Below are 22,089 nucleotides of genomic sequence, written 5' to 3' on the forward strand. Positions count from 1 at the left end.
GCCAGGGCCGACGGGCGACGACATCACATGATCAACAACACGGCGGGCGCTGGCCACTCTGCGATCGCCGAACAGGCTAGAGCGCTTTCGGTTTCGCCGAGGCGCATGACCGGCAGAACGAGTCCGGTCTCTTCAGCGCCTACTACGAGAAGCCGGCGATGCTCGACCTTGCGGGCGACGTCACTGATCTCGGTGACAAGTCAGCTTTCCTGTGCTTCCCGTTCTTCGTTCTGGAAGCCTCCTGAGTCGTATGGAGGGATCTGCCCGTTATGGAGGTGCAGCGGTTGATCAGGTTCATGCCGAAGGTGGTGTTCGCGCTGGTCAACGGCTGGGCGGCCAGCAGGTCTTCGCGGGCGAGACCACCCGGCTCGCGTACATGACCGACGAGGCCGTCGAGGGCCGCAACGCCTTCCTGGAGAAGCGGCCGCCGGACTGGTCGGCCTTTCCGTACTACTACTGACCGGGTGTGATCCGGTAGGCCTCGAACGGATGGCCGTCGGCGCCCTTGCTGCCGGTGGAGACGATCAGGTAGTCGCCGGAGACGGCCAGCAGATCCCGGCCGGGCAGCGTCGCCCGCTTCGCGCCGGTGCGGTCCAGGGCGAAGGTGACCCACTCGTCGGGGTGCTCGGAGGGGCTGAGCTCGTACCACTCGGTGCCCCAGAGGTAGCCGCCGACCGCGGCCCTGAGCTGGACGTTGATGTGGAGGGCCGAACCGGGATCGAGTTCGGTCGCGCCGCGCTCGGTCTGCTCGTTGTTGATCATGCGGCTGCGGAGATCGCGTTCGGTCAAGCCAGGCCAGCAGCCCGTCGTCGCAGACGAGCCGGCCGGTGGCCTGGAACTCCGTGATCGCCAGCGTCTGAAGATCAACGGCCTGGTGGTCCCCGCCGTCCGCCAGGAAGACGGCGTGGGTGTCGCAGACGGCGCGCAGGTAGGCCGGCGAAGCCGAGGCCCAGCGAGGCTTCCCGGTCCGGACGTCGAGGACCGTGGCGGTGCCGGCGCCGGACCTCGCGATGATCGAATCCCCGGTTGCGGCATAGGAGAGCATGTCCTCGACTCGCCACAGCTCGGCACCGGTCCGCGGATCGAGGGCGATCGTCGTGTCCGGCTTCCCGGTGCTGCCGGTGGCGTCGAGATTGATCATGACGGCCGCGCCGGTCACCGCGATCACCTTGGCCTTGGTGTCGGGCCGGGCCCGGGGATCGTCGGCGGGAAGCTGGGGGATCGCGGGATAGGCCCATCGCGGCTTGCCGTCGGCGAGGTTCAACCCGACGACGGCCCAGCCGTCGGTGAAACCCGAGTCCGGGGCGTCGCCCGACCCCTGCGAGTAGGTCAGGGCGACGAGTCCGCCGGCCGGGTCGAGGGCCGCCTTCGGAGCGCTGCCGCTGGACTCGGGGTCGTACCAGTACTCGAAGTCGGGCCTGGCCTTGGTCAGGCCGGTACGGGTGAGAACCGGTGCCGGCGGGGTGTTCCGGTCGACCCGCCAGCGGCGCTCGCCGGTCCCGGCGTCCACGGTGATCAGCGCTTGGTCCGTACGGCCCGGGCGCTTGTCACTGTCGGTCGGGATCTCCGACATGATCACCGTCTGGTCGAGCACCTGGGTGTAGCTGGCGTGCTCGATCCCGCTGGACCCGCTGTCCCAGATCTTGTCGACCTTGAGGTCCGGACTCGGTGGACCGGCGTACTCGGGGTCGGAGTTCAGCAGGGCGCAGCCGGTGAAAGTCAGGCCGATCGCCAGGGCCAGCGCCAGGCGACGGAGGGCGCGAGGGCGGAAGTCTGTACTGATGGGCGAGAGAATAACAGTGTTATCGCAACGACCCGGACCGGGCTGATCAGCCTGCGATGATCATCGACGGCTCAGTCGACCACGCCGTAGAGCCGGTCACCGGCGTCGCCCAGTCCCGGCACGATGTAGCCGACCTCGTTGAGCCGTTCGTCGACGGCGGCGGTGACCAGGTGGCAGGGCACGTGCAGATCGTTGAGCAAGGCCTCGACCCGGGCGATCCCCTCCGGTGCCGCCAGCAGGCAGATGCAGGTGATGTGATCGGCGCCGCGGTCGACCAGGTACTTCACCGCCGCGGCCAGGGTGCCGCCGGTGGCCAGCATCGGATCGAGGACGTAGCACTGGCGGCCGGACAGGTCCTCCGGCAGCCGCTCCGCGTACGTGGAGGCCTCCAGGGTCGTCTCGTCCCTGACCATGCCGACGAAACCCACCTCAGCGGTCGGGATCAGGCGGGTCATTCCCTCCAGCATCCCGAGCCCGGCGCGCAGGATCGGCACCACCATCGGCCGTGGCTGGGCGAGCTTCACGCCGACGCACTCCGCGATCGGGGTCCGTACCGTGTGCGGCGTGACCCGCACCTCCCGGGTCGCCTCGTAGGCCAGCAGGGTGACCAGTTCCTCGGTCAGGTGCCGGAAGGTCGGCGAGTCGGTGCGCTCGTCGCGCAGCGCGGTCAACTTGTGCGCCACCAGGGGATGGTCGACTACCCGAAGTTCCATGTCGTAGAGCGTGCCACAAATCGCGGTGCCTTCCGTAGGGGCAGGATGAGGTCAAGAGCGGGTATCAGTTGGGCCGGCGAGGATGTGTCTGTTGCCTTGTTCTGCCACCATTGGGTGGCGAATGAAGGGAAGGCTGATGAGTGACTTTGACGACGACGAGTACGAGTCGTTCGATCTGGGGACCTCGCGTGCGCGGGGCCGGACCGGTACGGGGACCGATGCTCGGAGTACGGATGAGGACTTGTCTGATTCCGATGATCTTGACCTCGACGAAGATGACGACAGCGACGACGATGACGACGACGACTTCGACGACGATGACGACTACGACGACGATGATCTTGAGGACGCGACCGACGACGAGATCGACTTCGTCGTCGCCGCGTACCGGGAGGACGGCCAGGCGGTCGCGCAAGGGCTGCGCAAGGACCTGGCCAACGACCTGGAGGAGTTGATCGACGAGCTCCGGCGATACCCCGGCGACGGTGGCACCCTCGGGTTCGTCTCGTTGACCCAGTCGGTGTTCGTGATCACCAGGGTCCGCGGCAAGCTGGTCCAGGTGCTGTTGTCCGACGGCGGTGCGGGCGACGAATGGCCGATCGCGCGCGACGTCGCCGACTTCCACGGCATCCCGGTGCCGGACAACGACGACCCGCTGGGTGATCTTGATCTGCTGGCCGACCTCGGCATCGGCTCGTTCGAGCTGGAAGCGATCAGCAGCGACCTCGACGAGACCAGCGAAGATCTGGTGTACCAGATCGTCGAGAAGCTCAAGATCGGTTCGGAGTTCCGCCGGGTCGTCCAGTCCACCTTCCACTGACCTTCATGAGCACGAAGGTTTGATCACGGTGCCCAGCCGCTGGGACCCGGCGATGCGGGTCGCCCTCGACCAGGCCGTCGCGGCGGCCGGGCACGGTGACGTACCCGTGGGTGCGGTGCTGCTCGATCCGGCCGGCGAGCCGATCGCGGTGGCCGGCAACGAGCGGGAACAGACCGGTGACCCGACGGCGCACGCCGAGATCCTCGTGCTCCGCCGGGCCGCCGAGGCCCTCGGTCACCGTCCGGACGCCTGGCGCCTGGACGGCTGCACCCTCGTGGTCACCCTGGAGCCGTGCACCATGTGTGCCGGCGCCCTGGTGCTGGCCCGGATCGGGCAGTTGGTCTTCGGCGCGTACGACCCGAAGGCCGGTGCGGTCGCCTCGCTCTGGGACGTCGTCCGGGACCGGCGGCTGAACCACCGGGTCGAGGTGATGGGCGGCATCCTGGCCGACGAGTGCGGAGCCGTACTCAAGGACTTCTTCGGCGACCGGCGGTAGGGGTTTCGATTCGCGTACACCCGAGTGAATTGGGTACGCTCTTCGGCGGTGGCGTGTCTGAGCGGCCTAAAGAGCGCGCCTCGAAAGCGCGTGAGGTGAAAGCCTCCGCGGGTTCAAATCCCGCCGCCACCGCTCTGGGAAGCCCGCGTCCATCCGTGGACGCGGGCGTTCCCTGTCTCGGGCCTCCGTAACGGTTCCCCTACCGGCGCGCCCGAACACGACCCCAACGGCCGGGATCTGCTGATCGACCAGCGAAAATGACCCGATGGAGATCAATCTCGACGGCATTCTGCTGGTCAGCGCCGTCGTGTTGATCGCCGCGATCATCGCGGCCCGGCTCGGGGCCCGGATCGGGCTGCCGTCGCTGTTGCTGTTCCTGGGCCTCGGCATGCTGATGGGCGATTCCGGGCTCGGGCTGCAGTTCTCCGACCCGGATCTGGCCCGCGCGCTCGGCTTCGGGGCGCTGGTGTTGATCTTGGCCGAGGGCGGGCTGACGACGCGCTGGCACGACATCCGGAGTTCGGTCGGGGTGGCCGGGGTGCTGGCCACCGGCGGGATCTTCGTCAGCGTCGCCCTGATGACCCTGTTCGGGCACTTCGTGCTCGGCCTCGACCTCTGGATCGCGGTGCTGCTCGGCGCGGTGACCTCGCCGACCGACGCGGCCGCGGTCTTCTCGGTCCTGCGCCGGGTGCCGGTCCCGCACCGGCTCCGCGGCGTGCTGGAGGCCGAATCGGGGCTCAACGACGCACCGACCGTGCTGCTGGTCGTGCTGGCCAGTGCCGCCGCCACCGGTGATCAGCCGCACGGTGCCGGCGGGTTCGCCGGGCTGATCGGCATGATCATCTTCGAACTGGTGGCCGGCGGCGTGATCGGGATCGCGCTGGGCTGGATCGGCGTCCAGATCCTGCGCCGGGTGGCGCTGCCGTCGTCCGGGCTCTATCCGCTGGCGGCGCTGGTCTGGACCGTGTTCGCGTACGCCATGGGAGCGACCCTGCACACCAGCGGCTTCGCCGCGGTCTACCTCTGCGCCCTGCTGCTCGGCAACGCGCAACTGCCGCACCGCGGCGCCACCCGGTCGTTCGTCGAGGGGATCGGCTGGATCGCGCACATCGGCCTGTTCATCATGCTCGGGCTGCTGGCCAGCCCGAACCGGGTCACCCTGCAGGCCGTCCTGATCGCGCTGGCGGCCGGCGCCTTCCTCACCTTCGTGGCCCGGCCGGTCGCAGTGCTGATGTCCGCGCCCTGGTTCCGCTTCCCCTTACGCCAGCAGGCCTTCCTGTCCTGGGCGGGGCTGCGTGGTGCCGTACCGATCGTGTTCGCGACCATCCCGCTGTCCGAGGACGTCGCCGGCGGCACCTTCCTGTTCGACGTGGTGCTGGTCTTCGTGATCGTCTTCACCCTGCTGCAGGCACCGACACTGCCGTTGGTCGCCCGGCTGCTCCGGCTCGTCGATCATGAATCGGCGCGCGACGTCGAGGTGGAGGCCGCGCCGCTGGACCGGATCTCCGCCGACCTGCTGCAGGTACGGATCCCGAAGGGCTCCCGGCTGATCGGGGTGGAAATCAGCGAGCTCCGGCTGGGCACCCAGACCGTGGTGTCGCTGGTGATCCGCGACGACACCCCGTTCCCGCCGACCGGCCGGACCCGGATCCGGGAGGGCGACGAGTTGTTGATCGTGACGCCGACGACGCTGCGCCAGCACACCGAGGACCGGCTCCGCAGCCTGGGCCGCAGCGGCCGGCTGGCCCGTTGGCGGGAACGTCTCGAGGAGACCGAGAACTAGCCGATCAACCTTCGGGCGCGGCGCTCGACTTGGGGATCGACGGCAGGCAGACGGTCTTGGCCTTCACCGCGAGAGTGGTCTTGGCCTTGTCGGCGAAGTTCTTGTCCCAGTTCCAGTCGTTGCCGACCAGGACGTCGACCCGATGATCAGCGCGGCCCGGCTCCACCTTGACCGTCGAGCCCGGGAAGAACTGCTTGACCAGCAGCACCTCGGGGTTCTTGGCGCCCTGGCCGACGATCACCGGCGCGCCCACCTTCTCGGCGGTGCTGGCTTCCTCCTGGACCCGGAACCCGCGGTCCCGCAGCCGGATGCCGAGGTCGCGGGCCAGCCCGCGCTTGCTGCCGCCGTTGTAGATGTTGACGGTCACCTGGCTCGCCGACAGCGCGCCCTTCTTGACCGGAACCGAGACGCACGGGGTCGGTGGCAGCGGCGGGATCGGCTTGAGCACGTTCGTGTATCCCCACCAGGCCCCGTAACCCAGAATTCCGAGCAGGACGAGCAGGGTCAGTGGCGTACGCACGATGCGCCACACCCGGCCGATCAACCGAACCAACTCCCTTCCCCTGGGCACGCCCGCCCGCGGCCTCCCGCAGTCGCAGTGCCCGCCGCTGACCTTACTTCAGATCGAGCACCCGAGCATGCATGGTCTGCCGCTGCTGGAGGGCCGCCCGCAGCGCCCGGTGCAGGCCGTCTTCGAGATACAGCTCACCGCGCCAGGCCACGACGTGGGCGAAGAGATCGCCGTAGAAGGTCGAGTCCTCTTCGAGCAGCGCTTCCAGATCCAGGGTCCGTTTCGTCGTGACAAGCTGATCCAAGCGAACCTGGTGCGGAGCGATCGCTGCCCACTGCTTCTGGGCGTACCCGTGGTCCGGGTAGGGACGTACGTCACCGACACGCTTGAAAATCACTGTGACACTCTATTCACAAAGGTGGCAGGGCACCGAACACGGCCGCGTAACGGTTTCGCATGCAGCGGGTCTATCGTCTCGCCAGCCGGATATGGAAATCTGATGCCCATGACCGAGCAAGCCGAGCCGACTGATTCCGGCACCGAGCCCCCCACCGAAACCGCCCAGACCGAACTGCCCGCGGAGGTCGTCAAGATCGCCGAGGGGTACGCCTTCGAAGGCGCGGCGATTGATCTTGGCGTTGTCGTGGAGGAGGGCCAGGCGCTGCCCGCTGCGGTGGTCCGGCTTCCGCTCGGGATGATGAACCGGCACGGCCTGGTGGCCGGCGCGACCGGTACCGGCAAGACCAAGACCCTGCAGCTGCTGGCCGAACAGCTCAGCGCGGCCGGCGTGCCCGTCTTCGCCGCCGACATCAAGGGCGACCTGTCCGGCATCGGGGCCGAGGGTGAGGGCGGCGAGAAGCTGCTGGCACGGACGACGGCGATCGGTCAGGACTGGAAGGCGATCGCCTGCCCGACCGAGTTCTACGCGCTCGGCGGGCAGGGCACCGGGGTGCCGATCCGGGCCACGATGAGTTCGTTCGGTCCGGTGCTGCTGTCCAAGGTGCTCGGCCTCAACGACGTCCAGGAGTCCTCGCTCGGCCTGGTCTTCCACTACGCCGACCAGGCCGGCCTGCCGCTGCTCGACCTGTCCGACCTGCGCGCCGTACTGCAGCATCTGACCAGCGACGAGGGCAAGGCGGAACTGAAGGCGATCGGCGGGCTGTCCGCGGCGACCGCGGGCGTGATCCTGCGGTCCTTGATCACCTTCTCGGACCAGGGCGCCGAGGCCTTCTTCGGCGAGCCGGAGTTCGACTCGGCCGACCTGCTCCGGATCGCCGAGGACGGCCGGGGCATGATCTCGCTGCTCGAACTGCCGAACCTGCAGGACCGGCCGGCCGTCTTCTCCACCTTCCTGATGTGGCTGCTGGCGGACCTCTTCCACGACCTGCCCGAGGTCGGCGACGTGGACAAGCCGAAGCTGGTCTTCTTCTTCGACGAGGCACACCTGCTGTTCAACGGGGCGTCGAAGGCGTTCCTCGACTCGATCGCGCAGACCGTGCGGCTGATCCGGTCGAAGGGCGTCGGTGTCTTCTTCGTCACCCAGACCCCGGGCGACGTACCGGACGAGGTGCTGGCCCAGCTCGGCTCCCGGGTGCAGCACCAGCTGCGCGCGCACACGCCGAACGACGCCAAGGCGCTGAAGCAGACCGTGTCGACGTTCCCCAAGTCGCACTACGACCTGGCCGAGGCGCTGCAGCACCTCGGCATCGGCGAGGCGATCGTCACGGTGATGGATCCCGACGGTGCACCGACCCCGGTCGCCTGGACCCGGATGCGGGCCCCGCAGTCGCTGATGGGCCCGATGCCCGCCGAGCGGCTCACCCAGACCGTCGACGGCTCGCCGTTGAAGGCGAAGTACGGCGAAGCGGTGGACCGCGAATCCGCCCGGGAACTGCTGGCCAAGAAGCTGGACGCCGGCGCCGCCGCCGCAGCCCAGGAGCAGGCCCCCGCCCCGGCTCCCGACGCCCCGGCCCCGGGCCCGGAACCCGAGCGCCGCGGCCGCAAGGAGAAGAGCCTGATCGAGCAGGTGACGTCGAACAGCATGTTCAAGCAGTTGGTGAACACCGCCGGCCGCGAGATCATCCGAGGCCTCTTCGGCACCGCCCGCCGCCGCCGCTGACCCCCCACCCCTCCGTCCCCGCCCCTCCGTCGCTCCTCCCGCCGACTGGGCACAAAAGCAGGCGTTTCGGCGGTGTGTCGCTGCTGTTGTGCCCAGTCGGCGAGGGGCCGGGGTGGGTCGTGTCGGAGTGGGTGGTGCCGGAGTGGGTCGTGCCGGAGTGGGTCGTGTCGGAGTGGGTGGTGATCGGATGACGGTGGTACGGATCCGGGTGCCGCAGGTGGACGATGCGTCGCCGCCCGACCGGCACGCGGCGATCGGGCCGGAGCTGGATCGGCGGTGTGCGGAGATCGTCCTCACCTCGGACCCGGTGCCGAGCAAGATCGGCATCCGCGGCCTGTCCCTGACCGACCATCCCGGCTGGACCGCCGACGAGCTCGCGGCGGAGATCATCCGTACCGGCACCGATCGCCACGATCCCGTGCGATGGCTGCCGTTCACGGCGGGTTACGACAGACTCGGCGTCGAGCTCCACATCGAGCCGACGACGATCCAGGATGGACGACTGCGCGCGGTCCGGCACGACGAGTCGAGCTGCGGCCGGATGCTACGGGACTTCCGGGTCGGGCCACCGGTCGACCGAGGCGGGGTGCCGCTGCAGATCGACCTGATCACGCTGTACGACCTTGATCAACTGGTGTCGGTGCCCGTGCCGTACGACGGCAGGCACGTGGATCGCCTCACCTCGTGGCGGTTCGGCGCCGATCGGGCGGGCGCGGTGATCGCTGTGGTGATCTTGGATCGTTCTCCGGCTTGAACAAACACGTCGACTCGGACAACCTGTTCACGATGAACGATCCACAGGTCCAGCCTCAGCCCGACGCGCCACCCCGGCGGTCGGGGGCACTGGGCGTGATCAGCTTCGTCGTCGCCGGGATCGGATTGATCTTGGCAGCCGTCGCCATGTACCTACTCCCGACCTCAGCCGGAACATCCCTGACCGGACCCCTCTTCACTCGGGCCGGGATGCTTTCCGCGTTCGCAGCGATCGGAGTCGGTCTGATCGCCGTGGTGCTCGCCACCATCGCGGTCGCCGCCCGGTTCGGCCGCCGGTGGGGGCTGATCGGCCTGGTCGCCGGCGTGCTCGCCTGTCTGGTCGCGTTCGGCGCCATGGTGATCGGCTACCTGAGTTCCTGACGGACCACGCTCCTCGTCACCGGAATCTCCTCCGAGCAGCTACTCCGGCGTCGCGTGGTCGCCGGAATCGCCCGCCGCCCGTTGCGCCGACCGGGCACCTCAGCAGCGACACTCCGTCAGATCGCCTGCTTTTGTGCCCGGTCGGCGGAATGGGGGGTCAGGAGGTTTCGGTGAGGGGGAGGGTGAAGGTGGCGCCGGGGGTGAGGTCGTAGGTGTAGCCCGCGTTGGCGTCGTCCGGGTCGCGGAGGCCGCGGATCGGGGTCTGGTCGCCGAGGTCGAGGACGAACCGGTTGACGCTCTCCTTCCGGGCACCGACGATCCGGTAGCTGGCGTTGCGCTCGCCGTCGGTGTCGACGTGCACGTAGAGCCCGGTCAGGGTCGCCGGGTCGAAGCGGGGGCCGTGCCGGCCGTCGGCCAGATCGATGGTGAGTTCGTTCCGGTCGGTCAGCTCCCGGGTGAAGTCGGCGACCGTACCCTCGAGCCGGGAGTAGGAACGCTGGCCCTGCTCCCCGAGCAGCCGGCAGTCGTGCAGGAAGTGCTGCTGTTCCTCGCCGTCCTGCAGGGTGCAGACGCCGAAGCGGCCGCGGAACCGCAACCGGCCATCGATCACGTACACCTGATCATCGACGGTCGAGCTGATCACGTAGTCGGTCCGGCCGTCGGCGAAGTCGATCTTGACCGCGGCGACCCGGAACTGATCGACGTCCTGGCCGTCCTCGGTGTGCACCGGGACCAGGGCGCTGCCGGTGATCACGCTGTCGCCCGGGTAGCTCTCGATCACCGACACGAAGTTGCTCTGCAGTCCGGTCCCCTTGCGGTGAGCCAGCAGGTAGCGCAGCCGATCGGGGTTGCCCGGCTTGTTGCGCGGCGGGATTCCGTCGGCGAGGGCGACGTCGTCCACCGGTGACAGCAGAGTCAGCCGCAGGCGGGCGTCGGGATCCTGATCATGGACGTTCCAGTTGTCCGCGATCTTCCAGTCGACCCGGAACGAGCCGGCCGGCGCGCTGTCGCGCTGCACCGCGTTGAGATAGTTGAAGCCGCCGAGCTTGCCGTTCTTGTTGTACGCCGGATCCTGGAACGGGATGTTCGGGCCGGCATAGGAACCGCCGTTCTGGTCGACGAGTTCGAGACCGGTCGTGGTCGCCGTGCCCTTGGCGCCGTGGAAGCTGAACACATGATCATCGCCGCCGTCGACGCGGAAGAAGTCGACCAGGTAGGAACGTTGATCATCGATCGTGATCATGGTCGTGGTCCGGCGATACAGCTCGGCCTGGGGGTACGCCCTCGGCGCATCGATCTCGACCATCTGGACCCGGTCCGAGTCACCGATCAACCGGGGCAGGGCGACCCAATGCGGCTTCTGCGAGGACTCGTCGACCACCACCGTGTTGTGACTCACCGTGGCCATCGTCCAGTTCAGCCGCTCGGGATCGGAGCCGGTCACCTCCGGATAGCCGAGGTCCGGCGCCAGGTCCATCCCGGACGCGTGCACGCCGAGGTTGAGCGTGTCCCGGTGGCCGTGCCCTCCGCTGCGTCCGTAGTAGATCCAGGCGCCCCGGGCGTCGGCCCCGCTGCCTTCGCGGAGTGCCGAGAACCCGTACCCGGTCTGATGCACGGTGCCCGGATTGAACCGGCCACGCTCGTCGACGATCGCCTGGATCTCGGCGACCACACCCTCCGGTTCGGGGTCGTAGAGGTTGCCGCGCAGGTTGGCCGTCGAGTTCCCGTTGCGGTGGAAGATCAACTGGGCCAGTCCGGGATCCTTGGTCTTGGTGAATCCGAGCAGGTCCGTGGCCAGCGCGCCGACGATCGCCGGCCCGCCGGTGTTGCCGCTGTCGCCGATCGTCGGCGTGTAGCGGGACAGCATGGTGATCGGATACGTCGCGGTGAACATCTTGAGGAACTTGAGCTGCCCGAACAGGTCGTAGTCCGGGTACCGCTGGTAGCCGTCGACGGCGTCGGCGAGCTGCAGGAAGTTCGCCAGCCAGCCGGCGTTGTAGCCGGGCGCCGCCTCGTTGCCCCAGCCGTCCCGGTCCACGTCGTTGATCAGGACGCGGGCCATGTTGCCGCCGGTGACCTCGTACCTGCGCCCGTACGGGGCCGACGGATCCTCGATCCGGACCAGGTCGCCGGGCTTGAAGACGAAGTCGAGCCACTCCTTGCTGGTGTTCTCCTCGTCCTGCACCACCGCCGCGAGAGCCAGCACGCTCTGGTGCATGCCCGTGTTGCCGCGGATCCGGGAGTTCTGCACCGCCGGGTAGACGAGCCGGACGATGTGATCTTCGACGTGCTTGCGGAACTCGGCCGGGGTCGACTTCGGCGTCGTGATCTTGTAACGCTCGGCCTGGTCGCCGACGAAGTCGAGCAGGGCGGTGTCGGTCTCGATCGCCGGGTAGAAGCCGTCGTAGGCGAGCAGGAAGGCCCGCGCGATCCCGGTCTCCCAGATGTCGTGCAAGATCTTTCCCTGCACCGTGTGCACGTTCGGATCGCCGTTGTCGAAGCCGTCCTCCCACTTGTACGCCGACACGTCCATCTCCGGATAGACGTCGGCGATCCGGTCCAGCAGGACCAGTCCCTTGTGGGCGTACTCGGCCTGTCCGGTGAAGAGGTAGGCGTCCCGCAGCGCGTTGAGGGCGCGCAACACGTAGCCGTGGAACGCCTGCCCGCCGCCGGTGTTCCAGACCGCCCAGTGGTTGTAGTACGCGACGAAGGTCCAGGTGTCGCCGTCCGGGTCGGTCCAGCCCATCCCGTCGTCGACGCCCCAGCCCTCACCGCGCTCCGGGTAGAGCTCGTTGATCAAGAACTGGGAGCCGCGTTCCCGGGCCAGCACGGGATCGAAGATGCCGTGCTCGTTCAGACCTGCGGCGTAGAAGGAGGCGAAGTCGTTGCTCGGGTAGCGCTCGCCGGTGACCGGGCTCTGCAGCTTCCAGGGATGGTTGACCGCGTCGATCTTCCAGGGGTAGTTGCCGAACTTGTTGATCTCGGCGCCGTCGGGTCCCGGGCTGCCCTTGATGCGCTGCCGGTAGCGGATCAGTACGCCCAGGCTGCGGGAGATGCTCTGCGGGGTGACGAAGTTCCACCAGAACTCGTCGCTGTGGGCCAGGAACGGGGCCGCAGCCGCCACTGTGGCGTCACGCTGCTGTCGCGCCCACGGATAGCGCTCGATGTTGCGCCGGGCATTGGCCACCCGCTCGGCCGTGTAGTAGGTGGACTGGGTCTTGGTCGGCGCGACCGGTTCGGCGGCTGCGCGGCCGGTCGTCCAGTTGGCCAGCGGTACGGCGAGGGAGAGTCCGGCACCGGCCTGGAGCAGGCGGCGGCGGGGGATCGGGTGCGGGTGGGACTCAGCAGACATTGCGCGTCCTTCGGGGATCCGGAGAACCTGAAGTTAAGCGACAGCCACTAATAGGGCAATAGGTGCGACTGTAATTGACCGCTGGTCGGCCCGAAACAACGACGTCCCCGGATCACGGTGGATCCGGGGACGTCGGGGAGGGGGAAGGGTGGCGCGGGTGCTCATGCCGGCCGGGCAACGGGCTGCCGCCGGCCACGCGGGGCGCGGACCTTGGCGGCACGACGCTGCTGGCGCCGCTCGGCGAGCGCGCGCTTGAGCTCGTACTGCTTCGCGGCCAGGTGGCTCAGTGTCTGGTTCGACGAACTGATCCGCGGATCGAGCATCGACTGGCGACCGAGTTGGCCGTCGAGGTCGGCGAGGTGGAACGTCATGGTGATTCTCCTTTTGAGGTGGTGACACAAGTATGGCGTCATGATGACGTCAAATTCAAGAGGTAAGACATCGAAAGTTGGAATCGTGGTGTCATGTGGCGCCAGGAGGCGCTGTGGGGTGCCGAGGGCAGGCAGAGTTGTCCGGCGACACGTGAGCGCGGAAATCGGCCCCTCAGGCAGCGGGGACGAGAGGTGGGGTCAGCCGACGATGACGGTGCCGACGACCGGGGCGCCACCGGTAGCTGCAGCAGCGACGACACGCGTCGGGCAGAACTTGATCATGGTGGCACCTCCTCGAGATCGTACGGTCACAGGCCTGGACGACAGTACGGTGCGGCCGTCAGGGGCTGCAACCCATTTAACGCGGCCCGCGAGATGATCATGGACGCGGCACAACACAAGGTGATCGGTTCGGGCAGAATCGGCTCCATGCTGCCCGTCTTCACCCCCGGCTCGGACATCGTCGTCGAGGAGCGGTGGCGCGGCCGCCTGTGGAGTGCGGTGCCGCACCGGGTGATCGCCAGCGGGTCGGCGTCCTTGATCACCAGCCTGCCCCGGACCACCCGGATGGTGTTCGCGACCAACCGTGGGCTCCCCGAGGCGGAGGGGCTGACTCGGGATCAGCGCAAGCACGAGGCGCTGAAGACCGGGATCGCCCGGCCGGTCGAGTTCGACGACTGGCTGGACAAGGTCTACGTCTTCGAGCCGGGCCGCTGGTCCCGGGTCAATCTCGCCTGGGATCCCAACCGGGACGGGAAATTCCTCGGCTGGTACGTCAACTTCGAGCTCCCGCCGGCCGGGACCGACACCGGGTTGTGGGGCAAGGACCTGGTGCTCGACCTGTTCGTCTATGCGGACGGAAGCTGGGCCTGGAAGGACGCCGAGGAATTCGACCGGGCGCTCAGCGACGGACTGTTCGCGCCGTCCCTCCGGGCGATCCTGGACGCGGAGGCCGAGCAGGTCCTCGATGATCATGCGCACCGCCGCGGCGGCTTCGATCCGGCGCTGTTGGATCTGCGGCCGGATCCGGTGGACGCTCCCGTACTGCCGGTCGACTATGCGCCGGAGGGCGAACGCTGGCAGCGAAGCTACCCGGTGCAGTCGATCCCGCCCGGCCCCGGATCATGATCAGTTGATCTTGGTCTGCCGCGGTTCACTGCTGATGGGACGGTGGCAACGGCCAGTCACCGGGCGGTCCGGCAGGCGGCCGGGGTGAAGGCGGCGCCGTGGGCATCGGTGGTGGGGCCTGATGCCCCGTCTGCGGCGGAACCGGCGGGTTCGCCGTCATCCAGGGCGGGGGCTGGGGTGCGGCAGGCGGCGGCTGGCTCGGCGCGCCGGGTGCGCCCTGGGTCTGCACGGCCTGGCGGGCCGACTGCGGGGTGGCGCCGGGCTCGCCCTCGGCTCGCGGCCGCAGGATCACGGCCGTGCCGTACGCACAGGCCTCGACCAGGTGCTCGGCCAGCTGGCTGAGGTCGTACCGCATGCCGACGACGGCGTTGGCGCCTCGCTCAGCGGCCTCGATCCAGAGCCGGTTCATGGCCGCCGCGCGACATTGCAGGACCAGGGTCTCCTTCGTCGCTGCTCCCGAGGACGAGCCGTCGAGGGCGTAGTAGCTGCCCCAGCCGTAGCTGTTGTAGGCCACGGCCCCCATCGTCTCGCCGAGGACCTCGACGATCTCGTAGCCGGCCACCTCGTCCGTTGTCACGATGATCACGAGGGCCATTCCATCAGGTCAGCGTGCCGGGTGCCGCCGAACTGCTCCGATCCAGCTCGCGCCGAGCGCCACGACCTCCAGCACCAGGGCCGGTCCGCCGACGATCGACCACAGGCCGGGCCCGAGCGGACGGATCAGCAGTGCCGGGTCGGTGATCGCGATCCCGACCGTCTGCAGGATCAGCAGCAGGCCGCCGATCCCGACCAGGACGGCGACCGGCCAGCGCGGCCGGTTTGCCGTCGACAGCTTCCAGGCACCGAATGCCAGGGCGAAGGCGATCACCGAGAGGCCGAGGCCGAAGATCAGGTACTCGGCCCACGGCTGCCAGTCGGCCAGGGCGAAGCCGTACGTGTTGACGCCGGTGTGCACGACTCCCAGCGCAGCGACGAAGATCGCGCCGACGCGACCGGTGATCATCGCGAAACGGCCGGGGCTGGCGTGGTCCCGATCAAGGTCACGGGACTGGAGCGGCGAAGTGGTCATGGCTCAAGCCTCGATCACCGTACGGCCGCCATGATCACCCGCGCGGGGGAGCCGCTCCCCGTCGGCAGGGAGATCGGGTCAGCTGAGGCGTTCGGTGAGGTGGACGGTCACCTCGTCGCCGTCGGCCTTGCCCAGCGTCTTGCGAATCTCGGCATTGACCGGCAGCTTGTGGGTGCCGTCGCCGAGAGCCATGAACGCTCCCTTGAACGGCAGCCCGTCGACGGTGCCGGCCACCTTGACCAGCCCGCGGGTGCCGAAGACCGTCGCCGAGTCCGGCAGCTGCACGCAGGTCCAGGTGTCACCGGGCCGGACCTTGCCGAGCACGGCGCTGAAGGTCAGGTCGATCGGACCCTTGGCGTTGGACATGGTTTCCTCCTTGGCTGGACTCTCGATCATGATGACTCGCCCGGCCCGGCAAAGTCATCGGCCGAGGACCGCAGTCAGCCTGTCAGGCGTCCCAGGTGGGTGTCGATCACCGCGGTGGCCGCCGCGTGGACCTCCGCCGGGAAACCCGAGGCGTCGAGCGGGACCACCGGCCAGCCGGCTTCGGCGGCGGCCTCGTTCTCAAGATCCCTGGTCTTCTCGTGGTGCGCTGCCGCCGCCGCGATCCGATCGAGCCGGGAGCCCTGTTCGTATCCGTCGGCGCGGGCCAGGCCGTCGTAGCGGTCCAGCCACGGTTCGCCGCGTTCGGCGGCAGCCCGGCCGGTCGCCAGCCTCGTGGACACCCGCAGGCGGAGCTGCAGCACCCGCCCGGCGGCGAGCTCCCGTACCTTCCGGAGATGGCGTACGTAACCGGAGCGGTCGGCCAGTCCCCAGGGAAGATCGCCGGCCATCCCGGCCGGGGCCCAGTCCATGATCGCGATCGCCTCGTCGGGGAGGCCGCGCAACCAGGAGGCGTACGCCTTCTCGAAGTCGGCCCGGCTCGGCGAGCCTGGCCCACGGAATCCCGCCGCGACCCGGGCGAACTCCGGCCGGGTGAACAGCTCTTCCTCGCCGTATCGGTCGACCGGCCGACCCTGTGCCCGGTAGCCGGCGGCGAGGGCTTCGCCGAGGGTCGACTTCCCGGCCCCGGGGGTCCCGGACATCACGATCCAGAGTGCGGGTGTCATAGGCCGATCGAGCCGCTCGGCGGGACCGGTGCACCGTTGCGGACCAGGTCGATGATCTTGGTCCGGGGAACCTGGTCGAGTTCCTGATCGGACAGCCAGCCGGCCTGATCGGAACTGCCGTCGACCTCGTGCCGGAGTTCGCCGCCGACGATCTCGACCCGATACAGGATGTTGACGCTGTGCAGGTCGTGCCCGGTGTTCGTGGTCCAGCGGTTGGTGTGGATGCCGAGCAGTTCCGTGACCCGGACCAGATAGCCGGTCTCCTCCTCGACCTCCCGGACGACGCCCTGTTCCGGGTGCTCACCATGATCAACTCCGCCGCCCGGCAGGCTCCAGGTCCCGGACCGGTAGCGGGACAGCAGGAGCGAGCCGTCCTCGGCTCGGCAGACGGCGTACGCACCGATGCGTTGGACGCGTTGATCAGAGGTGGACACGACCCAAGACCGTACCCTGACGCCTTGTGGCGACAAGGGTGACCACGGTCGACGTGGAGGGGCTGGACGAGGCCGTTGGTGAGTTGCGCGCCTGGCAGGTCGAGGGCGCGCCGATGCAGCTGCACCCCGGTGACCTCGGATGGTTCCGGCGCTTCGGGGCCTCCACCACGGCGGCGGCGCTGCGGACCTGGCGCCGGGACGGCCGGATTGTCGCCCTCGGTCTGCTCGACGGCGCGGACCTGCTTCGGCTGACGACCGCCCCGGAGCTGCGGCGCGACGAGGAGCTGGCGCGCCGGGTCGCCGAGGACGTCACCGATCCTGCCCGCGGCGTCCTGGGTCCGGGCCGGGTGTCGGTCGAGGCGCCCTCCGGCGCACTGGTCCGCGATGTCCTCGCGGAGGCCGGCTGGTCGTCCGGTGAGCTGTGGACCCCGCTGCGCCGCGACCTCACCGAATCGGTGCCGGAGCCAGGGATCCGGGTCGAGGTGATCGGTCCCGACCGGGCTGCCGAGCGGGCCGCGGTCCAGCGGGCCTCGTTCGACGGATCGTCCTTCACCGAGGACCTCTGGAAGGCGATGGCGGCCGGCCCCCAATACACGGACGCCCGCTGTCTCCTCGGGTACGACAGCGAAGGGTCGGCGGTCGCCGCGGTGACGGTCTGGTCGGCCGGCCCGAGCCGCCCCGGCCTGATCGAACCGATGGGCGTACACCGGGATCACCGCGGCCGCGGCCACGGCCGAGCCATCACCCTCGCCGCAGCCGCCGCCCTCCGCGACCTCGGCTCGTCCAACGCGCTCGTCGGCACCCCGAGCTCCAACCTCGGCGGCGTCGCGACCTACCGGTCGGCCGGATTCCAGCTACGCCCGGAACTGCCCGACCTGACCCGGAACGCCTGATCAACGGTCTTGCGGCGGGATGCTCGGTGGCGTGAGTTTGGCGGCACGTAAGCGTTCGTAGAACGGCGCGTGGTGCGCGCTGATCTCCGCGAGGCGAGGGGTGTTGGCCGCAGTGGCCGCGTACTCGGTGGCCCGATTCGAGAAGTGCGTGGTGCCGGCGATGGACTCGTGCCACTCCTTGGTCAGCCGCCATTCCGTGCGGTGCCCGGCCTTCCAGGTGAGGGACTCTGGCCGGAAGTGAATCCCGACCGCACGGCAGTACAAGATCATCATCTGCTCGGGATCGGCGACGAGGTCAGCAGCATCGATCACGGGCGGAGGTTGAACTGACAGGTCGGAAGCCCGCGTATAGGTGTTCCAGAGATTCTCGACGCCCACTTCCTCACAGTGCAGGTCCGGCTTGATGGCGTGGAAAGAGGCCGCGATCTCGTCGGGGCGCCGGACCAGGAAGCTGTGGGTGATGCGTGCGCTGAACTCGAGGTCGTCCAGGACCGGGCTGTGCGAGCGATCGGTGGTGTCCTTGAAGAACACGTCCTGGCCTTCCGCCAACTCGACGATCAGGTCCTTGAGGTCGTTCACCGTACGAACCGTGCGGCCGAGGACCTCGGTCAAGCCGTGATCCTTGAGATTGCAGAACGGTTCGTGGAGCACCAGTAGGTCGCCGCGCTCCAGCATGGACCGGAAGAACGCCGTCGACCGCGATCGGGGCGTGCTCCACAGGGCGATGATCCGACCGCTCATGGACCTAGACCCTAGACAGCGGATCGCGTCCGGGTGGAATGCGAACGCCGGAGCGACTCAACCGAGCCGATCCGGCGTTCTGCTGCAGGGCTTGGTCCCGCGTGGCGGAGGATAGGGGATTCGAACCCCTGAGGGCTTGCACCCAACCCGCTTTCCAAGCGAGCGCCATAGGCCACTAGGCGAATCCTCCGCGCGGAAGATTACCCGGATGCGGGCCGCCGGGCTAATCAGGATTCGTCGGAGTCGTCGTTGCCGCGCTCCAGGCGACGACGCTCCTCCTTGCGCAGGCGCTTGCGATGCTGGTCGTTCTGCTGCTGGTAGTGGCCCCACAGGCTCGAGATGGCGATCGGTACGAAGATCAGCCACCACCACTGGCCCCAGCCGATCGCGAACAGCAGCAACAGGGTGACCGGCCAGGCGACGGCGGTCAGCACACCCATCGCCTGGACCAGCTTCGGCGACATCGGCAGGCCGGCGAGGGCGGCGGCGGGCGCCTTCGGCGGGTCCGGTACGGCCACCTCCTGACCCGGCCGGGGCGCGGGAAGGTCGGTGAACAACTGGTCGATGTCCGGTTGGGTACGGGCGCTCAGTGCTGCGGTCATCCGTTCGTCGAACTCGATCTGGTCCAGCCGGCCCTGGGCAAGATGCTCGCGGAGGTACTCCGTCGCCTGATCGCGCTCTGCGTCGCCGATGCGAGGGGCGGGAACTGGCTCGGTCACCCGACCAGTATCCCAACCGCCCGGCCAGGCTGGCGTCCGGCGCCGGATCACGTACACTCGTCTCTGGTCCCCCGCGTGGCGATACCTTTCCCAACTCCCCCAGGGCCGGAAGGCAGCAAGGGTAAGAGAGCTCTTTCGGGTACGCGGGGGATCTTCTTCTTTGTCAGGACCGCCCTCTAGCCTCAGTGCGTGCTCACCATCGACACGGCGCAGCGGCGGGCCCGGTTGCAACGCCGGCACGGACTGGTCCCCAGCCACCCGCGGACGGTCGCCGAGGCGGCCGCGGCGATCGTCGTCGTCCACGCCACCGATCCGGCCACGGTCTATCTGTCCCTGCTGGCCCGCTGCCCTGAGGCCACGCTCGACGACATCTCGGCCGCCCTGTACGAGGACCGTTCGCTGGTCAAGCTGATCGGGATGCGGCGGACCATGTTCGTCGTGCCGACCGACTTCGCGCCGGTCGTGCACAGCGCCGCCGGCCGGGCCATCGCCCAGCGCCTGCGCAAACAGCTGCTGCAGCATCTGGGTACGCATCGGGTCGAGCCGCCGATCGACGCCGACCTCGCGGCCTGGCTGACCGACGTCGAGGCCGGGACCGAACGCGCGGTCGACGCCCGGGGCGAGGCACTCGCGAGCCAGCTCAGTCAGGACGAACCGCGGCTGCGGACCACGCTGATCCCGAACGGCGACAAGGCCTACGACGTCCCGATCAAGCTCACCAGCCGGGTGCTCACGCTGATGGGCGCCGACGGCCGGGTCGTCCGTGGCCGCCCGGCCGGGACCTGGCTGTCCCGGCAGCATCGCTGGGCGTCGGTCCGGTCGCTGTGGCCGGACGGGATGCCCGACCTGCCGGAGAGCTCGGCCGAGGAGGAGCTGGTACGGCGCTGGCTCGGCGCGTTCGGGCCGGCCACGGTGGCGGACCTGAAGTGGTGGACCGGCTGGACGCTCGGCACGACCCGCAAGGTGCTGGCCCGGCTCGAGGTCACCGAGGTCGGGCTGGACGACGAGCAGGAGCCGGGCGTGGTGCTGTCCGACGACCTGGAGCCGGAGCCGCCGGTGCCGCCGGCGGCCGTACTGCTGCCGGCACTGGACGCGACGCCGATGGGCTGGCAGCGACGGGGCTGGTACCTCGGCCCGCACCAGCCGGCGCTGTTCGACCGCAACGGCAACATCGGGCCGACCGTGTGGTGGGACGGCCGGATCGTCGGCGGTTGGGCGATCCGGGACGGCGAGGTCGTCTGGCGGCTGCTGGAAGACGTCGGCGCGGAGGCGTCGGCGGCCGTCGCGGAGGTCGCCGGTGCGCTGCAGCCGAAGCTGGCCGGCGCATCGGTCATCCCGAGCTTCCGGACGCCGTTGGAGCGGGAGCTCGTCGAAAGTTGATCATGATCGGAACGGGAGGAGCGGGATGCGGGAGCCGGTCGACGGTGGAGTTGCGCTGATCACGGGAGCCGGCGGCGGGCTGGGCCGGGCGATCGCCCGGCGGCTCGCGGTGGACGGCTGGACGGTCGCGGTGAACGATCTTCGTCCGGAGCCGGCCGAGGAGACGGCGGCCGCGATCCGGACCGCGGGCGGCCGGGCGGCGGCGTTCCCGGCCGACGTCACCGATCCGGCTGCGGTCGACGCGATGGTCGAGGCGATCCGGACCGAGTTCGGACCGGTGCTGGTCAGCGTCGCGAACGCCTCCGGCCCGCAGCCCGTGGTCGGGCTCGACGAGCTGGACTGGGACCAGGTGCTGACCCACCTCGAGTTCTTCGTGAAGAGTCCGCTGTTGCTGGCCAAGGCGGTCGTGCCCGGGATGCGCGCGGCGGGCGGCGGCCGGCTGATCCACCTCGGCTCGGACCTGTTCGACCGGGCCGATCCGGGCTGGTCCGGCTACATGGCGGCGAAGGGAGCCCTGGTCGGGCTGACCCGCGGCTGGGCCACCGAACTGGGCCTGGACAAGATCACGGTCAACCTGGTCGCGCCCGGGTGGATCCCGGTGGAGCGGCACGGCGTGATCGCCGACGAGGTCGCGGACGCCTGGTTCGCCCGCCAGGACGTACCGCGGTGGGGCGTCCCGGACGACATCGCGAACACCGTCGCGTTCCTCGCCTCGGACGAGGCCGGCTTCATCACCGGACAGCGGATCACCGTCAACGGCGGCTTCCACTATCTCTGAGTCGTTGCCACGCATCCCGGACGGTCAGGCGACGCCGGCACCGATCCCGGTCGCCGGCCGGTAGCCGGAGAGGAGCGGCGCCAGGGCGGCGACGCCGGCGTCCCGGGGGAACAGTTCGGCCTGGATGCCGGTGCTCCGGGCGGCGTCGACGTTGATCTTGTTGTCGTCGAGGAAGAGAACCTGCTCGGCCCGGGTGTCGATCCGGCGCAGGATCTCGCCGAAGTACGCCCGGTCGGGCTTCGCCAGGCCCAGCTCGCAGGAGTAGAACTGGTCGTCGAAGCCGTCGTCGTACCAGGGCAGGGCATGCATCACGCCGCGCCGGAAGTTCTGCTGGTTGGTCGCCAGGTAGCAGCGGATCCCGCCCCGGCGCAGCCGCTGGATCGCGGTGATCATCCGCTGGTCGACGATCACGCCGTCCCACACCTTCAGCACCTCGCGGACCGGCCGGTCGACCTGCCAGCGATCGAGGACCTGTTGCAGCGTGGTCGCGAAGTCCCCGCCGGCCAGCACGGTCAGTTCGGCGGCGAACACCTCGGCGATGAAGGTCTCGGCCGCCTCGGCGGCAACGCAGGAACCGAGCTGGGCGCGCCAGCCCGGACGCGCACGCTGCACGACGCCGTCGGCGTCGAACAGGATGGCGCTGATCCCCGCAGCTTGATCCACATGCCTACTTTGCCTCACCGGTCGCGTTCGTGACGAGTCGGAGGGCGTGCGCCGAGACGTCGTCCACGGCATGATCGGGTCCAGGCAGCGTCG

At 69.1% G+C, this 22,089-nt stretch carries 24 protein-coding genes, 2 tRNA genes, 1 other RNA gene and 2 pseudogenes; 13 read left to right on the top strand and 16 right to left on the bottom strand.

Annotated features, from left to right (window positions below):
* Window positions 1–328: 328 nt before the first annotated feature.
* Window positions 329–460, top strand: a pseudogene (locus ACFQU4_RS35300) (1,4-dihydroxy-2-naphthoyl-CoA synthase); the annotation flags it as partial.
* On the opposite strand, the gene ACFQU4_RS35305 reads toward ACFQU4_RS35300, so the two are convergent.
* The 3 genes and pseudogenes from ACFQU4_RS35305 to upp all read right to left on the bottom strand — a co-directional run bounded on the left by ACFQU4_RS35305 (window position 454) and on the right by upp (window position 2,496).
* Complete coding sequence (locus tag ACFQU4_RS35305; RefSeq protein WP_377501366.1) at window positions 454–789, bottom strand: hypothetical protein; 336 nt, start codon at window positions 787–789, stop codon at window positions 454–456. The pseudogene ACFQU4_RS35300 and the gene ACFQU4_RS35305 sit on opposite strands and share 7 nt — an antisense overlap.
* 124 nt (window positions 790–913) lie before the next feature.
* A pseudogene (locus tag ACFQU4_RS35310) lies at window positions 914–1,573 on the bottom strand (PQQ-binding-like beta-propeller repeat protein); the annotation flags it as partial.
* 281 nt (window positions 1,574–1,854) lie between these two features.
* On the bottom strand, window positions 1,855–2,496 hold the full coding sequence (gene upp / locus ACFQU4_RS35315; RefSeq protein ID WP_377501368.1) for a uracil phosphoribosyltransferase: 642 nt from the start codon (window positions 2,494–2,496) through the stop codon (window positions 1,855–1,857).
* Window positions 2,497–2,632: 136 nt separating this feature from the next.
* On the opposite strand from upp, the gene ACFQU4_RS35320 reads away from it, so the two are divergent.
* From ACFQU4_RS35320 to ACFQU4_RS35335, 4 genes are all read left to right on the top strand, one after another.
* Window positions 2,633–3,316, top strand: a complete 684-nt coding sequence (locus tag ACFQU4_RS35320) for a tRNA adenosine deaminase-associated protein (protein ID WP_377501370.1) — start codon at window positions 2,633–2,635, stop codon at window positions 3,314–3,316.
* A 52-nt stretch (window positions 3,317–3,368) separates the two neighbouring features.
* Window positions 3,369–3,812, top strand: coding sequence for a nucleoside deaminase (locus ACFQU4_RS35325; protein WP_377501553.1), 444 nt, complete (start codon window positions 3,369–3,371; stop codon window positions 3,810–3,812).
* A 47-nt stretch (window positions 3,813–3,859) separates the two neighbouring features.
* Window positions 3,860–3,944, top strand: a tRNA-Ser gene (locus ACFQU4_RS35330).
* Between the two features lie 133 nt (window positions 3,945–4,077).
* The gene (locus ACFQU4_RS35335; RefSeq protein WP_377501372.1) at window positions 4,078–5,595 is read left to right on the top strand and encodes a potassium/proton antiporter; all 1,518 of its coding nucleotides are present in this window, start codon (window positions 4,078–4,080) and stop codon (window positions 5,593–5,595) included.
* Between the two features lie 4 nt (window positions 5,596–5,599).
* On the opposite strand, the gene ACFQU4_RS35340 is transcribed toward ACFQU4_RS35335, so the two are convergent.
* Together ACFQU4_RS35340 and ACFQU4_RS35345 are read right to left on the bottom strand one after the other, a co-directional pair.
* Window positions 5,600–6,115 carry a LytR C-terminal domain-containing protein gene (locus tag ACFQU4_RS35340; RefSeq protein WP_377501374.1) on the bottom strand — a complete coding sequence of 172 codons (516 nt, stop codon included), beginning with the start codon at window positions 6,113–6,115 and terminating at the stop codon, window positions 5,600–5,602.
* Window positions 6,116–6,209: 94 nt separating this feature from the next.
* Window positions 6,210–6,503 carry a type II toxin-antitoxin system VapB family antitoxin gene (locus ACFQU4_RS35345; RefSeq protein ID WP_152361098.1) on the bottom strand — a complete coding sequence of 98 codons (294 nt, stop codon included), beginning with the start codon at window positions 6,501–6,503 and terminating at the stop codon, window positions 6,210–6,212.
* A gap of 108 nt (window positions 6,504–6,611) precedes the next feature.
* On the opposite strand from ACFQU4_RS35345, the gene ACFQU4_RS35350 reads away from it, so the two are divergent.
* The 3 genes from ACFQU4_RS35350 (at window position 6,612) to ACFQU4_RS35360 (ending at window position 9,359) form a co-directional block, all read left to right on the top strand.
* Window positions 6,612–8,225, top strand: coding sequence for a helicase HerA-like domain-containing protein (locus tag ACFQU4_RS35350; protein WP_377501377.1), 1,614 nt, complete (start codon window positions 6,612–6,614; stop codon window positions 8,223–8,225).
* A gap of 187 nt (window positions 8,226–8,412) precedes the next feature.
* Complete coding sequence (locus ACFQU4_RS35355; protein WP_377501379.1) at window positions 8,413–8,979, top strand: hypothetical protein; 567 nt, start codon at window positions 8,413–8,415, stop codon at window positions 8,977–8,979.
* Window positions 8,980–9,011: 32 nt separating this feature from the next.
* Window positions 9,012–9,359 carry a hypothetical protein gene (locus ACFQU4_RS35360; RefSeq protein ID WP_377501381.1) on the top strand — a complete coding sequence of 116 codons (348 nt, stop codon included), beginning with the start codon at window positions 9,012–9,014 and terminating at the stop codon, window positions 9,357–9,359.
* 157 nt (window positions 9,360–9,516) lie between these two features.
* Here ACFQU4_RS35360 and ACFQU4_RS35365 read toward each other — a convergent pair whose 3' ends face one another.
* Together ACFQU4_RS35365 and ACFQU4_RS35370 are read right to left on the bottom strand one after the other, a co-directional pair.
* Window positions 9,517–12,711 (bottom strand): heparinase II/III family protein, encoded by a 3,195-nt coding sequence (locus ACFQU4_RS35365; RefSeq protein ID WP_377501383.1) that lies wholly within the window; start codon window positions 12,709–12,711, stop codon window positions 9,517–9,519.
* A 161-nt stretch (window positions 12,712–12,872) separates the two neighbouring features.
* Window positions 12,873–13,082 (bottom strand): hypothetical protein, encoded by a 210-nt coding sequence (locus tag ACFQU4_RS35370; protein WP_377501385.1) that lies wholly within the window; start codon window positions 13,080–13,082, stop codon window positions 12,873–12,875.
* Between the two features lie 429 nt (window positions 13,083–13,511).
* Between ACFQU4_RS35370 and ACFQU4_RS35375 the strand changes: the two genes are divergently transcribed.
* The gene (locus ACFQU4_RS35375; protein WP_377501387.1) at window positions 13,512–14,210 is read left to right on the top strand and encodes a DUF402 domain-containing protein; all 699 of its coding nucleotides are present in this window, start codon (window positions 13,512–13,514) and stop codon (window positions 14,208–14,210) included.
* A gap of 25 nt (window positions 14,211–14,235) precedes the next feature.
* Here the strand turns inward: ACFQU4_RS35375 and ACFQU4_RS35380 are convergent, their stop codons facing one another.
* From ACFQU4_RS35380 to ACFQU4_RS35400, 5 genes are all read right to left on the bottom strand, one after another.
* The gene (locus ACFQU4_RS35380; protein WP_377501389.1) at window positions 14,236–14,796 is read right to left on the bottom strand and encodes a YbjQ family protein; all 561 of its coding nucleotides are present in this window, start codon (window positions 14,794–14,796) and stop codon (window positions 14,236–14,238) included.
* An 18-nt stretch (window positions 14,797–14,814) separates the two neighbouring features.
* On the bottom strand, window positions 14,815–15,279 hold the full coding sequence (locus tag ACFQU4_RS35385) for a hypothetical protein (RefSeq protein WP_377501391.1): 465 nt from the start codon (window positions 15,277–15,279) through the stop codon (window positions 14,815–14,817).
* A 78-nt stretch (window positions 15,280–15,357) separates the two neighbouring features.
* On the bottom strand, window positions 15,358–15,645 hold the full coding sequence (locus ACFQU4_RS35390; protein WP_377501393.1) for a DUF1905 domain-containing protein: 288 nt from the start codon (window positions 15,643–15,645) through the stop codon (window positions 15,358–15,360).
* A 74-nt stretch (window positions 15,646–15,719) separates the two neighbouring features.
* Window positions 15,720–16,364: a hypothetical protein gene (locus ACFQU4_RS35395; protein ID WP_377501395.1), complete on the bottom strand. Its 645-nt coding sequence runs from the start codon at window positions 16,362–16,364 to the stop codon at window positions 15,720–15,722.
* A 20-nt stretch (window positions 16,365–16,384) separates the two neighbouring features.
* A complete protein-coding gene (locus ACFQU4_RS35400) occupies window positions 16,385–16,822 on the bottom strand; it encodes an NUDIX hydrolase (RefSeq protein WP_377501397.1) in 438 nt (145 codons plus the stop codon).
* A 26-nt stretch (window positions 16,823–16,848) separates the two neighbouring features.
* Here ACFQU4_RS35400 and ACFQU4_RS35405 point away from each other — a divergent pair, with 26 nt between their 5' ends.
* Complete coding sequence (locus tag ACFQU4_RS35405; protein WP_377501399.1) at window positions 16,849–17,715, top strand: GNAT family N-acetyltransferase; 867 nt, start codon at window positions 16,849–16,851, stop codon at window positions 17,713–17,715.
* Here the strand turns inward: ACFQU4_RS35405 and ACFQU4_RS35410 are convergent, their stop codons facing one another.
* From ACFQU4_RS35410 to ACFQU4_RS35420, 3 genes are all read right to left on the bottom strand, one after another.
* Window positions 17,716–18,456 (bottom strand): hypothetical protein, encoded by a 741-nt coding sequence (locus ACFQU4_RS35410; protein ID WP_377501401.1) that lies wholly within the window; start codon window positions 18,454–18,456, stop codon window positions 17,716–17,718.
* Window positions 18,457–18,558: 102 nt separating this feature from the next.
* Window positions 18,559–18,646, bottom strand: a tRNA-Ser gene (locus ACFQU4_RS35415).
* A 37-nt stretch (window positions 18,647–18,683) separates the two neighbouring features.
* Window positions 18,684–19,175 carry a DUF1707 domain-containing protein gene (locus tag ACFQU4_RS35420; RefSeq protein ID WP_377501403.1) on the bottom strand — a complete coding sequence of 164 codons (492 nt, stop codon included), beginning with the start codon at window positions 19,173–19,175 and terminating at the stop codon, window positions 18,684–18,686.
* Window positions 19,176–19,237: 62 nt separating this feature from the next.
* On the opposite strand from ACFQU4_RS35420, the gene ffs reads away from it, so the two are divergent.
* The 3 genes from ffs to ACFQU4_RS35435 all read left to right on the top strand — a co-directional run bounded on the left by ffs (window position 19,238) and on the right by ACFQU4_RS35435 (window position 21,333).
* An RNA gene (ffs, locus tag ACFQU4_RS35425) (signal recognition particle sRNA small type) lies at window positions 19,238–19,334 on the top strand.
* Between the two features lie 30 nt (window positions 19,335–19,364).
* Window positions 19,365–20,555, top strand: a complete 1,191-nt coding sequence (locus ACFQU4_RS35430) for a winged helix DNA-binding domain-containing protein (protein ID WP_377501405.1) — start codon at window positions 19,365–19,367, stop codon at window positions 20,553–20,555.
* Window positions 20,556–20,580: 25 nt separating this feature from the next.
* Window positions 20,581–21,333 carry an SDR family NAD(P)-dependent oxidoreductase gene (locus ACFQU4_RS35435; RefSeq protein WP_377501407.1) on the top strand — a complete coding sequence of 251 codons (753 nt, stop codon included), beginning with the start codon at window positions 20,581–20,583 and terminating at the stop codon, window positions 21,331–21,333.
* Between the two features lie 24 nt (window positions 21,334–21,357).
* Here ACFQU4_RS35435 and ACFQU4_RS35440 read toward each other — a convergent pair whose 3' ends face one another.
* Window positions 21,358–21,996, bottom strand: coding sequence for an HAD family hydrolase (locus tag ACFQU4_RS35440; protein WP_377501409.1), 639 nt, complete (start codon window positions 21,994–21,996; stop codon window positions 21,358–21,360).
* Window positions 21,997–22,089 lie beyond the last annotated feature (93 nt).

This window comes from Microlunatus sp. GCM10028923, from assembly GCF_042666975.1.
In the GTDB taxonomy this organism is placed as follows: Bacteria; Actinomycetota; Actinomycetes; order Propionibacteriales; family Propionibacteriaceae; genus Microlunatus.